The 12,335-nt window shown below is 66.0% G+C and carries 9 protein-coding genes; all 9 read left to right on the top strand.

Going from position 1 to position 12,335, the window contains the following annotated elements:
* Positions 1-39 precede the first annotated feature (39 nt).
* The 9 genes from GMST_RS05460 to cooS all read left to right on the top strand — a co-directional run bounded on the left by GMST_RS05460 (position 40) and on the right by cooS (position 12,282).
* Positions 40-618, top strand: a complete 579-nt coding sequence (locus GMST_RS05460; protein ID WP_183353619.1) for a TetR/AcrR family transcriptional regulator — start codon at positions 40-42, stop codon at positions 616-618.
* A gap of 69 nt (positions 619-687) precedes the next feature.
* Complete coding sequence (locus GMST_RS05455) at positions 688-1,920, top strand: efflux RND transporter periplasmic adaptor subunit (protein ID WP_183353618.1); 1,233 nt, start codon at positions 688-690, stop codon at positions 1,918-1,920.
* 12 nt (positions 1,921-1,932) lie between these two features.
* Positions 1,933-5,094 carry an efflux RND transporter permease subunit gene (locus tag GMST_RS05450; RefSeq protein ID WP_183353617.1) on the top strand — a complete coding sequence of 1,054 codons (3,162 nt, stop codon included), beginning with the start codon at positions 1,933-1,935 and terminating at the stop codon, positions 5,092-5,094.
* The gene (gene adeC / locus GMST_RS05445) at positions 5,091-6,527 is read left to right on the top strand and encodes an AdeC/AdeK/OprM family multidrug efflux complex outer membrane factor (protein ID WP_308936484.1); all 1,437 of its coding nucleotides are present in this window, start codon (positions 5,091-5,093) and stop codon (positions 6,525-6,527) included. Before GMST_RS05450 ends, adeC begins: the two co-directional genes overlap by 4 nt.
* A 477-nt stretch (positions 6,528-7,004) precedes the next feature.
* Positions 7,005-7,898, top strand: coding sequence for an NADH-quinone oxidoreductase subunit B family protein (locus tag GMST_RS22710; protein WP_183353616.1), 894 nt, complete (start codon positions 7,005-7,007; stop codon positions 7,896-7,898).
* Positions 7,886-8,422, top strand: coding sequence for an NADH-quinone oxidoreductase subunit C (locus GMST_RS05435; protein WP_183353615.1), 537 nt, complete (start codon positions 7,886-7,888; stop codon positions 8,420-8,422). The genes GMST_RS22710 and GMST_RS05435 overlap by 13 nt, the downstream gene beginning before the upstream one ends.
* Entirely contained in the window at positions 8,419-9,501 is a 1,083-nt protein-coding gene (locus tag GMST_RS05430) for a hydrogenase large subunit (RefSeq protein WP_183353614.1), read from the top strand. Before GMST_RS05435 ends, GMST_RS05430 begins: the two co-directional genes overlap by 4 nt.
* Positions 9,502-9,808: 307 nt before the next feature.
* The gene (locus GMST_RS05425) at positions 9,809-10,378 is read left to right on the top strand and encodes a 4Fe-4S dicluster domain-containing protein (RefSeq protein WP_183353613.1); all 570 of its coding nucleotides are present in this window, start codon (positions 9,809-9,811) and stop codon (positions 10,376-10,378) included.
* Positions 10,375-12,282 carry an anaerobic carbon-monoxide dehydrogenase catalytic subunit gene (gene cooS / locus GMST_RS05420; RefSeq protein ID WP_183353612.1) on the top strand — a complete coding sequence of 636 codons (1,908 nt, stop codon included), beginning with the start codon at positions 10,375-10,377 and terminating at the stop codon, positions 12,280-12,282. The genes GMST_RS05425 and cooS overlap by 4 nt, the downstream gene beginning before the upstream one ends.
* Positions 12,283-12,335 lie beyond the last annotated feature (53 nt).

Genomic DNA, 12,335 nt, shown 5'->3' with positions numbered 1-12,335 from the left:
GTGTTCATTCACTCGAGGGTACAAGGGGGTACTGCGAACATGTCGAACTGCTGTGACAAGCGTGAGGAGATCTTCCGCGCGGCGCTCGAACTGATTGCCGAGCAGGGGTTCCACGGCGCGCCTATGGCGATGATCGCCGAGCGGGCCGGGGTGGCGGCGGGGACCATCTACCGCTACTTCGAGAACAAGGACGCCCTCATCGTCGACCTCTTTCACGAGATCGACGACAAGATCGGCGCGGTGATCATGCAGGACTACCAGCAAGCCAAGCCCTTGAGGGAGCGTTTCCACCACATCTTCACCACCCTCGCACGCTATTTCGTGAATCACCCCCTGCATTTCCGCTACATCGAGCAGTTCCACAACTCCCCCTACGGGGTCGAGTTCAAGAGGGACATCCTGCAGCGGAAAACCGGGGACTGCCACATCTACCGCGACCTTTTGGAAGAGGGGGTGGTCCAGCAGGTCATCAAGGACCTCCCGATGCCCATTCTGTTCGCCCTGGCCTTCGGCCCCCTGAAGGTCGTGGTTCGAGACCACATCCTGGGGTTCGTCGCCCTCAACGACGAGTTGATCGACAAACTCATGGCGGCGTGCTGGGACGGCATCAGGAGATAGGATTCATACCATTCAATCGTGGGGCGCCGCCAGCGGAGCCCCATCAATCAACGAAGTACGAGGTGTTGTATGCAAGTAAGGACGAGCTTAAAACTCATTGGCACTGTGGGACTCATCGCTGGCAGCTTGCTGGTCACGGGTTGTGAAAAGAAAGCGGCCACCGCGGCGGCTCCCGCCCCCGCCGGCCCGCCCGAGGTGGGAGTCCTTGAGATCAAGCCGCAGCGCGTGGCGCTCATCAGCGAACTCTCCGGTAGAACCGCACCGCAGCTGATCGCCGAGGTCCGCCCGCAGGTCAACGGAATCATCAAGAAGCGTGTCTTCACCGAAGGGACCGACGTCAAGGCGGGCCAGGTCCTCTACCAGATCGACCCGGCAACCTACCAGGCCGCCTACGACAGCGCACGCGCCTCGCTGGCGCGCGCCGAAGCGAACCTGGGGACCCTGAAACTCAAGGAGGAGCGCTACCGCGACCTGGTGAAGATCAAAGCGGTGAGCCAGCAGGATTACGACGACGCGCACGCCTCCCTGAAGCAGAGCGAGGCGGATGTCGCCGCCGCCAAGGCAGCTGTCGAGACTGCCCACATCAACCTGGGCTACACCAGGGTGACCGCCCCAATCTCCGGGCGCATCGGCCGCTCGGCGGTGACCGACGGCGCGCTGGTGACCGCGAGCCAGGCGACGCCGCTCGCCACCATCCAGGGTCTCTCCTCCATGTACGTGGACGTGACCCAGTCGACCTCGGACCTTTTGAGGCTGCGCCAGAACCTGGCCAACGGCGTCCTGAAGAAGGACGGCGCCGGACAGGCCCGGGTGAAACTCCTCCTGGAGGACGGCACCCCCTATCCGCTGCCGGGTACCCTCAAGTTCTCCGAGGTGACCGTGGACCAGAGCACCGGATCGGTCACCCTGCGCGCCGTGTTCCCCAACCCCAAGCAGGCCCTCCTGCCGGGGATGTTCGTGCGCGCCCAGATCGAGGAAGGGGTGAACGACGCGGCCATCCTGGTGCCGCAGCGCGGCGTGAACCGCAACCCCAAGGGGGAGGCGGTGGTGATGACCGTGGGTGAAGGCGAGAAGGTGGAGCCGCGCGTCGTCAAGGTGGTCAGGACCGTGGGGGACAACTGGCTGGTGGGCGATGGCCTCAAGGCAGGCGACCGCGTGATCCTGGACGGGCTGCAAAAGGCCAAGCCGGGGACTCCGGTGAAGGCGGTCCCCTTCAACGCGGCTGCCGCCACCCCCGCCGCCGGGACGGCCCAACCCGCCGCTGCCGCACCGGCCGCTAAGCCCGCAGCAGCAAGGAACTAAAGGAGAATCACGATGCCCCGTTTTTTCATAAACCGACCGATCTTCGCGTGGGTGATCGCGATCATGATCATGCTGGTGGGCCTTTTGTCCATCAAGGCGCTGCCGGTCTCGCAGTACCCGGCCATCGCGCCGCCGCAGATCACCATCAACGCGGTTTACCCCGGCGCGAGCGCCCAGACGGTCCAGGACACCGTCACCCAGGTCATCGAGCAGAAGCTAAACGGCATCGATAACCTGATCTACATGTCCTCCACCTCGGACTCCGCAGGGGCGGTCTCCATCAACCTGACCTTCAAGGCGGGGACCGATCCGAACATCGCCCAGGTGCAGGTGCAGAACAAGCTGCAGCTCGCGACGCCCCTTTTGCCGCAGATCGTGCAGAAGCAGGGTGTCCAGGTGGTGAAGTCCACCCGCAACTACCTCATCTTCGTCGGACTCATCTCCGAAGACGGCTCCATGGACAGGAACGCGCTCACCGACTACCTGGTCTCCAACGTCCAGGACATCGTGAGCCGGCTCGAGGGGGTGGGCGAGCTCCAGGTCTTCGGTTCCCAGAACGCCATGCGCATCTGGCTCAACCCGACCAAGATGAACAACTACCACCTCTCTACCGGTGACGTGACGGCGGCGCTGCAGGCGCAAAACGCCCAGGTATCGGCGGGGCAGTTCGGCGGCAACCCGGCGCTGCCCGGCCAGCAGCTGAACGCGACCATCACGGCGCGCACCCTGTTGCAGACCACCGAGCAGTTCGACAACATCATCCTGCGTACCAACCCGGACGGCTCCACGGTGAAGCTTCGTGACGTGGCGACCTCGAAGATCGGTACCGAGAACTACGACATCCAGTCCTACTACCAGGGGAAGCCGATCGGCGGCATGGCGATCCGCCTCGCCTCGGGTGCCAACGCTCTGCAGACCGCGGACCGCATCAAGGCCAAGATGGCTGAGCTCTCCAGGTTCTTCCCGAACGGGGTGCGCGTGGTGTACCCCTACGACACCACCCCCTTTGTGAAGATCTCCATCGAAGAGGTGGTGAAGACCCTCTTCGAGGCGGTCGTGCTGGTCTTCATCATCATGTTCCTGTTCCTGCAGAACATCAGGGCCACGCTCATCCCGACCATCGCGGTGCCGGTCGTCCTCCTGGGAACCTTCGGGGTCCTCGCCGCGGCGGGCTTCTCGATCAACACGCTCACCATGTTCGCGCTCGTCATCGTGATCGGCCTCTTGGTGGACGACGCCATCGTCGTCGTCGAGAACGTGGAACGCATCATGACCGAGGAGGGGCTCCCGCCCCGTGAGGCGACCATCAAGTCGATGGGGCAGATCACCGGGGCGCTCTGGGGGATCGTGACCGTGCTCACCGCGGTCTTCGTCCCGATGGCCTTCTTCGGCGGCTCCACCGGCGTCATCTACCGGCAGTTCTCCATCACCATCGTCTCGGCGATGATCCTGTCGGTGCTGGTGGCCATGACGCTCACCCCGGCCCTGTGCGCCACGCTCCTAAAGCCGGTCGAGCAGGGGCACCACGCCGGCGAACGGGGCTGGTTCGCCTGGTTCTTCCGCTACTTCAACCGCACCTTCGAGTTCTGCCGCGAGCGCTACGAGCATATCGTCGGCAAGTCCTTCGGGCAGATCGGCCGCTACCTCGCGGTGTACGCGGTCATCGTCGGGGTGATGGCCTTCTTCTTCCTGCACCTTCCCACCTCGTTCCTCCCGGATGAGGACCAGGGGATCCTCTACTGCCAGGTGCAGCTTCCCGCCGGTGCCAGCCAGGAGCGGACCATGGCGGTGATGCGGCAGGTCCAGGAGTACTTCGACAAGAACGAGAAGAACACCGTCGAGTCGGTGGTCACCATCTCCGGCTTCAGTTTCGCCGGCCGAGGCCAGAACATGGGCTTTTGCTTCGTGAAACTGAAGGACTGGAAGCTGAGACCCACCGCTGACATGCGGGCCAAGGCGATCGTGATGCGCGCCCAGAAGGGGTTCTCGCAGATCCGCGACGGTCTGGCCTTCGCCATCGCCCCCCCGGCGGTCGTGGAGCTCGGTCAGGCCAACGGCTTCGACTTCCAGCTGCAGGACCGCGGCGGCCTGGGTCACGCGAAGCTCATGGAGGCGAGAAACCAGCTCCTGGGGATGGCCATGAAAAACCCGAAACTCGTGGCGGTGCGCCCCAACGGCCAGGACGACTCCCCGCAGTTCAAGCTGGACGTGGACGACGTGCGCGCCGGCGCCCTGGGGGTATCGCTGGACGACGTAAATAGCGCGCTCTCCACCGCCTGGGGCTCCACCTACGTCACCGACTTCATCGAAAACGGCCGCATCAAGAAGGTCTACATCCAGGGGGACGCCCAGTACCGCATGCTCCCCGAGGACATCAACTCCTGGTACGTGCGCAACAAGTCCGGCGAGATGGTCCCCTTCTCGGCCTTCGCCAGCGCGCGCTGGCAGTACGGCTCGCCGCGCCTGGAGCGCTACAACGGCATCCCGTCCGCCGAGGTCATGGGTGCCGCGGCGCCTGGGGTGAGTACCGGCGAGGCCATGGCCGAGATGGAGAAGATGGCGGCCCAGCTGCCGCAGGGGATCGGCTACGAGTGGACCGGCCTCTCCTACGAGGAGCGCAACGCCGGCGCCCAGGCCCCGGCGCTCTACGCCATCTCGCTTCTGGTGGTGTTCCTGAGCGTGGCCGCCCTCTACGAGAGCTGGACCATCCCGTTCGTGAACCTCCTGATGCTCCCCCTGGGCCTGGTCGGCGCGGTCACCGCGGTGAAACTCAGGATGCTTCCCAACGACGTCTACCTGCAGATCGGTCTTTTGACCACGGTGGGCCTGTCGACCAAGAACGCCATCCTGATCATCCAGTTCATCAAGGACCAGCTGCACCACGGGCTGGGACTCATGGAGGCGACCCGCCAGGCCGTGAAGATCCGGCTCCGCCCGGTCATCATGACCTCGCTCGCCTTCTTCTTCGGTACGCTGCCGCTTGCGCTGACCAAGGGGGCCGGCGCCGGTGCCCAGAACGCCATCGGCACCGCGGTGACCGGCGGGCTCTTGTCGGCGACCTTCATCGACCTGCTCTTCATCCCGTTCTTCTTCGTGCTGGTCTCGCGCATGTTCGCGAAGAAGGAGCACGCGCCGGCTGCCGTACCTGAAACTGTTGGAGAGGAAACCCTATGACCGTCATGAGAAAGATGCTGGGAGGCCTCGTCCTCCCCTTGGGGGCGCTCGTGGTGCTTAGCGGCTGCTCGACCATGGCCCCGAAATACAGCCGTCCCGAGGCACCGGTGCCGGCCGCCTGGCCGACCGGGGCCGCCTATACAAGCCAGGCGGCGGCCAAGGACCAGAAACCCTTGGCCGAGGTCCCCTGGCAGGAGTTCTTCGTCGACCCGCAGTTGAGGAAGGTGATCGAGCTCGCGCTCAACAACAACCGCGACCTGAGGGTGGCCGTCCTGAACATCGAGCGGACCCGGGCCCTGTACCAGATCCAGCGCGCCGACCTGTTCCCGCAGATCGACGCCTCGGCCGAGGCGAACTACCAGGGGATCCCGAAGGACTTCTCCAGCACCGGCAGCCACCGGACCAGCCACCAGTACACCGCGGGCCTTGGTGCCGCATCCTACGAGCTCGACCTGTTCGGGCGGGTGCGAAGCCTCAAGGACCAGGCGCTGGAAGAGTTCCTGGCCACCCAGCAGGCGAGACGCGCCGTGCAGATCAGCCTGGTCTCGCAGGTGGCGACGAGCTACTTGACGCTCGCCGCGGACCGGGAGCGCCTGAGGATCGCACAGGGGACCCTGGCGAACCAGCAGGCCTCCTTCGACCTCACCAAGAGCCGCTTTGCGGCCGGGGTCGCCTCGGCGCTGGACCTAAGCCAGGCCCAGACCAGCGTGGAGGCGGCGCGGGTGGACATCGCCCGCTACACCACCCTGATCGCCCAGGACGAGAACGCGCTGAACCTGGTGGTCGGCTCGGTGGTCCCCGACGAACTCAAGCCCACGCAGCTCGCGGCGACCATGACGGGGGTTAAGGACCTCACCCCGGGACTCCCCTCGGATGTCCTCTTGAACCGCCCCGACATCCTGCAGGCCGAGGCGCAGCTCAAAGGCGCGAACGCCAACATCGGCGCGGCCCGGGCCGCCTTCTTCCCGCGCATCGCCCTCACCACCTCGGTCGGGATCGGCTCCAACAGCCTCTCCGGTCTCTTCAAGGGAGGCGCCCTGGCCTGGCAGTTCGCCCCGCAGGTCTCGCTTCCCATCTTCGACGGCGGGTTCAACAAGGCGAACCTGAAGGCGAGCGAGGTGGAGCGCGACATCATGGTCGCCCAGTACGAGAAGGCGATCCAAACCGCCTTCCGGGAGGTGGCCGATGCGCTCGCCCAGCGCGGCACCATCGAGGATCAGCTGGCGGCGCAGCAGGCGCTCACCAACGCCAACAGCGAGAGCCTGAGGCTTTCCCAGGCCCGCTACGAGCGGGGTATCGACAACTACCTGAACGTGCTGGTCTCGCAGCGCTCGCTCTACGATTCGCAGCAGAGCCTGATCAGCGTGGTGCTGGCCCGGCTCAACAACATGGTCAGCTTCTACAAGGTAGTAGGCGGCGGGGCCAACCCGTAGCCGACCGGTACCTAGTACCGACTATCCGATGCAGTATCTGCACCTAGCCTGGAGGGAAACATGCTCTATGCTACCTTTATCACGGCCTTCGCGGTGGTCTGGGCGGTGATCGCCCTGGTCGCCATCTACCGAGGGCACCGGAAGTAGCACGAGACGTACGACGTACATCACTTAAGAGGCCGCACCCGTTATGGGGCGGCCTCTTGACGTTTAAGGGCGCTGTCGCGCCTTAAGGGGCACTCGGGGACTTTTCCCCCTCGCACGGGCTACCGCCTCTCCCTCGCCCTCCGGGAGAGGGGCGGGGTGAGGGGGCCTTAGTGAAGAACCCCGCCGGTCCGCCGCAAGGCAGCTCTCCCCTCCACAAAAAACACCAACTGTCGGCCAGCCGACAGAACTTCCTTCTCCTTTCCCCTATAGTCCGTACCAGCTTGGAAACCCGGCGCCGCCACAAGGCGCCGCCACAAGGACGGATGCGACATGCACACCTGCAAGGTACCACCTCTCCCGAAGCTGCGCCTGTACCGGATCAACACCGGCTCCTGCAACGGCTGCGACGTGGAACTGGCCGCCACCGAGGCCATCACCAGGTTCGGTCTCGACCGCCTTGGCCTGAGCTTCACCGCCGACCCCACCCAGGCGGACCTGGTGCTGATCACCGGCCCGCTCACCGTTAGCAGCAGGGAGAAGGTCCTCGCCGAATACGCCGAGGTCCCCGACCCGAAGATCACGGTCCTGATCGGGGTGTGTCCCATCTCGGGAGGGGCCTTCCGCGACAGTTACGCCGTGGTGGCGCCACTCGACGAGTTCGTGCCGGTGGACCTGAACATCCCCGGCTGCCCGCCGCGCCCTCAGGCCATCGTGGCCGGCATCGCCAAGGCGGTTCAGCTCTGGCGGGGCGGGGAGCACCCCCCCGTGTCCCCTGGGCCGGAGGAGGGTTCCCTGACGGAAAACCTGCGCGGCCGGATGCGCTACCGGGCCGAGGCCTGCGTGGGGTGCCGCATCTGCCAGCACGTCTGCGCCGGGGGGGCCATCCGCTTCGACGAGGAAGAGGCGGGGCTTGGCTTCACGCTGTGGCACAACAGCTGTCTTTTCTGCGGCATGTGCAGCCATTACTGCCCGACCGGCGCGCTCGCCCCCACCAGGGAGTGGGACCTGGCCCACCGTCAGGCGGAGAAATACCGCCAGGTCGAGAAGGGGGTGGTTCCCCGGATCCCCTGCAGCGCGTGCGGGGTCCCGATGCTTCCGGTGGTGCCGGAACTCATGAAGAAAGGATACCGGGCGCTGAGTGCGGAGACCGCCCGGTTGCAGACCCTGTGCAGCGAGTGCCGCCAGGTGAGAAGTCTTGAAGGGGTGAAGCGATGCACGACGTAGAGGCAACGGTAGCACGGGTGCTGGAAGGGGTGCTCGGTGCGCAAAGGGGCGAGCCGGCCTGGCGGCGGGACGCAAAAGGGGGGATGAGCGGCTGGTACCGGCTGGGCAACCCGGAAGAGATCCCCATGGTGGCCCGGGCGCTTGCAGGGCTCGAGGCGCGCCTGAGCATGGTGAGCGCCTACCTGGTTCCCTCCCCGCAAAACGCCATCGGCAGGGAGATCGCCTACCACTTCGACCTGGACGGCAGCACCCTGACCTTGACCCTCGAGCTTCCCCTCGAGGGGGCCCGGGTTCCCTCGCTCACCCAGGTCTACCGCAACGCGGACTGGCAGGAGCGCGAGTTCCGCGAGCTCTACGACATCGAGGTGCTGGGGCACCCCAACCCGGGGAGGCTCTTCGTGGACCGCTCCCTCGAGCCGGCTCTCTTCGAGCGGCTCATCCCCTACTCGACCTTCATAAACGGTGCGAACGGGGAGAGGCTCTGGCGCGAGGTGCAGGCCGCCCAAGAGGAGGTGGCCCCATGAGCCGCACCGTCATCACGCTGGGGCCGCGCCAGCTGGGGCTCGAGGAGCCCATGTACTTCCGGGTGCAGACCGCGGGGGACCGGGTTGCGGGCCTCGAGGTGCTGGCCGGCCAGGTGCACCGGGGCCTCGAGCACCTGACGCTCAAGCGCAACTTCTACCAGAACATCACGCTTTTGGAGCGGCTCTGCTCGCTTTGTTCCAACAGCCATCCCAGTACCTTCTGCACGGCCCTGGAAGAGCTGGCGGGGATGGTGGTACCGCCCCGGGCCGAGTACCTGAGGGCGGTGGCGGATGAGATAAAGCGCATCGCGTCGCACCTCTTCAACTGCGCGGTGGTCGCCCATATCGTCGGGGAACACGCACTCTTTCGCCGGGTTATGGAGTTGCGCGAGACCGTGCAGCAGACCAAGGAGGCGATCTACGGCAACCGGATGGACCTGGCGGCGAACTGCATCGGCGGGGTGCGCTACGACCTGGACGCCGGGAGGGTCGGCTATCTGAAGAGCCAGCTGGAGGGGCTCAAGGCCCCGCTTGAGGAGCTCTACCGGGTCTTTGCGGACGACCCTGCGCTTGCCGCCGCCACCGTGGGGGTCGGGGTCCTGACCCGGGAGCAGGCGCAAGCCTTCGGGGTGGTCGGCCCCGTGGCCCGCGCGGCGGGGATCGACTACGACGTCAGGGAAAAAAGCCCCTACGGCGCCTACGACCGGCTGAGCTTCCAGGTTGCCGTGCAGGCCGCCGGCGACGTGCGCGCCCGCGCGCTGGTACGGCTTGTCGAGGCGCGCCAGGCCGTGTCGCTCATCGAGCAGTGTCTGGATCAGCTTCCGGAGGGGCCGGTGGCGCTCATGAGTTTCCCCGAGATCCCGGCGGGAGAGGTGATCGCCAAGTCCGAGGCGCCGCGCGGCGAGCTCATCTACTACCTGAGGACCGACGGCACTGACCTGCCGGTTAGGCTCAAGTGGCGGGTCCCCAGCTACCCGAACTGGGCTGCCCTCGGGGAGATGCTCAAGGGGGAACCGGTAAGCCGGATACCGCTCATCGTGAACTCCATCGATCCCTGCATCTCCTGCACCGACCGCTGACGAGAAGAAAACGCCATCGATCCCAGGGGAAACGGGTTCCCGGGGAAGCGCAGTTGAGGTAGCACGCAGGAAGGCAGGCGGCCTCTCGTCCCCCCCTTTGCGAAGGGGGGACAGTGGGGATTTCATCCAGAGTTGCCACTGTCCGAAACGCGCACCTGTAGCGCAACTTTTCAAATTTCCCGATGAACCTTCGCAAAGGGGGGACGGGGGGGATTCGATTCTGAGGGTTGGCTGGGACGCGGCGCCGCCGGGCGCGAGGAGAGTGTGTAGAGAATGGCAGTACAACAGATCCCACAAGGAGCATGTCATGAACAAGTTGCAGCGTGAAAATGCCATCGTCTTTTGCGACGCCGGCAAGTGCCTGGGGTGCCACAGTTGTGAGCTCTCCTGCGCCATCGCCCACGGTGCCTCGAGCCTGCACGAGGCGGCGCTCAAGGGAGTTATCCTGCGCCCCCGGAACCGGGTGGTGGCCGCGGCCGGGGTCGCCATGCCGGTGCAGTGCCGCCAGTGCGAGGACGCACCCTGCGCCTTCGCCTGTCCCTCCGGTGCCATCGCCCAGGAGGGGGGGCGGGTGGTGATCCGCGAGAAGAACTGCGTCGGGTGCAAGGTATGCGTCATGGTCTGCCCGTTCGGCGCCATCACCGTGAAGGCCGAAGCCGGTACGGTGCCGGACGGACGCAGTAACGGCGGGGTGGCGCGCAAGTGCGACCTCTGCGCCGACACCGGGCGCGAGCTCCCCGCCTGTGTCGAGGCCTGCCCCACCAAGGCGATAAGCCTCGTCGACCTCGAGGAACTGCGCCAGTCGCTCATGGAAGCGCGCGCCGCCGAACTCGCCCAGACCCACAAACATCTCGCCCTAAGGAAGGTGAAACCATGAACCAGAACTTCTCGCTCGACCCGTCCGCCTCCGTCCTGTTGCCGGTTGCCAAGAAAGAAAAGATCGACACCGTGTGGGACCGCCACAAGGCCATGCAGCCGCAGTGCGGCTTCGGCCAGCTGGGGATCTGCTGCCGCGTCTGCTGGAAAGGACCCTGCCGCATCGACCCCTTCGGGGACGGCCCCAAGCGCGGCATCTGCGGTGCAAACGCCGACGTCATCGTAGCCAGAAACGTGGTCCGCATGATGGCGGCCGGTGCCGCCGCGCACTCCGAGCACGGCCGCCACGTGGCGCTGGCCCTTTTGGGGGTCGCCGAAGGAAGGCTTGCCGACTACCAGATCCGTGACGAGGCCAAACTGCGCCGCATAGCAGGCCGGCTCGGTATCGAGGAAGCCGGGCGCGGGTCCCATGAGGTGGCCCGCGACGTGGCGCTCTTAACCCTGGCCGACTTCCAGAACCAGGACCACCACGACCCCTGCACCTGGATCAAGGCGAGCCTCACCGAAAAGCGGCTCGACAAGCTGGCGGGTCTCGAGGTCCTGCCGCACAACATCGATGCCGTGGTGACCGGCATCATGGCCCGCACCAACGTCGGCTGCGACGCCGACCCGGTGAACCTGGTACTCGGGGGGGTGAAGGGGGCGCTCGCCGACTTCAACGGGATGGCGCTCGCCACCGAACTCTCCGACGTCCTCTTCGGCACGCCGCGCCCGGTGATCACCGCGGCGAACCTGGGGGTGCTCAAGGAGGACGCGGTCAACATCGCGCTGCACGGCCACAACCCGCTTTTAAGCGACCTGGTCTGCGAGATCGCCCACACCATGGAGGACGAGGCGCGCCGCGCCGGGGCGAGCGCCGGGATCAACCTGGTCGGGGTCTGCTGCACCGGAAACGAGGTCCTGGTGCGCCACGGCATACCGCTGGCCGCGAACTACCTCTCCCAGGAGCTCGCGCTCTTGACCGGGGCGGTAGACGCCATGGTGGTGGACGTCCAGTGCATCATGCCCTCGATAGCCGAGCTGGGCTCCTGCTTCCACACCGAGATCGTCACCACCATGGACGACTGCAAGATCACCGGCACCCGCCACGTCTCCTTCAAGGAGGAGACCGGTGCCGAGAACGCGCGCCAGATCGTCACCCTGGCCATCGAGGCCTTCAAGAGGCGTAACCCGCAAAGGGTGCTGATCCCGGATTTCAAGGAGACCTCGATCGTCGGCTTCGGCGCCGAGGCGATCCTCGAGGCGCTCGCGCTCCTCGACGCCGAGGACCCCTTGAAGCCCTTGCTGGACAACGTCGTGAACGGCAACATCCGCGGCATCGCGCTTTTCGCCGGCTGCAATTCGACCAACGCCAAGCAGGACTCGAGCTTCGTCACCATGGCGAAGAAACTCGCCGCTGAGAACGTGCTCCTCTTGGCGACCGGCTGCGGCGCGGGCGCCTTCGCCAAGCACGGCCTGATGAACCAGGAGGCGACGCTCGCCTGGGCCGGCGAGACCCTGAAGGGGGTCTTGACGGCGATCGGCGAGGCGGCCGGCTTGGGCGGCCCGCTCCCCCTGGTTTTGCACATGGGATCCTGCGTGGACAACAGCCGCGCGGTGCAGGTGGCGGTGGCGCTCGCCGACAAGATCGGCGTCGACCTCGATGCGCTGCCCCTCGTGGCCAGCGCACCGGAGGCGATGTCCGAGAAGGCGGTGGCCATCGGCACCTGGAGTATCGCCCTGGGGCTTCCGACCCACCTGGGGATCATGCCGCAGGTGACCGGTTCCAAGGTTGTGACCGACCTGGTGACCGAGACGGCCAAGGAGCTTCTGGGCGGCTACTTCCTGGTGGAGCCCGACCCCGAGGCGGCGGCCGAAAAACTTCTGGCGGTCATCGACGAGCGGCGCAGGGCGCTGGGGATCTAAGAAAAAGGGGGGAGCGGCTCCGTTGCTCCCCCCGCAATTTGAAGGAGCAGAAC

It is taken from the genome of Geomonas silvestris (assembly GCF_014193515.1).
In the GTDB taxonomy this organism is placed as follows: Bacteria; Desulfobacterota; Desulfuromonadia; order Geobacterales; family Geobacteraceae; genus Geomonas; species Geomonas silvestris.
Note: the sequence above shows the minus strand (reverse complement) of the source record. Positions and strands in the feature narration are given on the sequence as shown.

Bases quoted from the DNA above. Each gene is read 5' to 3' on its own strand.
- GMST_RS22710 (WP_183353616.1), top strand. From the start codon at position 7,005: ATGCACACCTGCAAGGTACCACCTCTCCCGAAGCTGCGCCTGTACCGG.
- GMST_RS05460 (WP_183353619.1), top strand. From the start codon at position 40: ATGTCGAACTGCTGTGACAAGCGTGAGGAGATCTTCCGCGCGGCGCTC.
- GMST_RS05425 (WP_183353613.1), top strand. From the start codon at position 9,809: ATGAACAAGTTGCAGCGTGAAAATGCCATCGTCTTTTGCGACGCCGGC.
- GMST_RS05450 (WP_183353617.1), top strand. From the start codon at position 1,933: ATGCCCCGTTTTTTCATAAACCGACCGATCTTCGCGTGGGTGATCGCG.
- adeC (WP_308936484.1), top strand. From the start codon at position 5,091: ATGACCGTCATGAGAAAGATGCTGGGAGGCCTCGTCCTCCCCTTGGGG.
- GMST_RS05435 (WP_183353615.1), top strand. From the start codon at position 7,886: ATGCACGACGTAGAGGCAACGGTAGCACGGGTGCTGGAAGGGGTGCTC.
- GMST_RS05430 (WP_183353614.1), top strand. From the start codon at position 8,419: ATGAGCCGCACCGTCATCACGCTGGGGCCGCGCCAGCTGGGGCTCGAG.
- cooS (WP_183353612.1), top strand. From the start codon at position 10,375: ATGAACCAGAACTTCTCGCTCGACCCGTCCGCCTCCGTCCTGTTGCCG.
- GMST_RS05455 (WP_183353618.1), top strand. From the start codon at position 688: ATGCAAGTAAGGACGAGCTTAAAACTCATTGGCACTGTGGGACTCATC.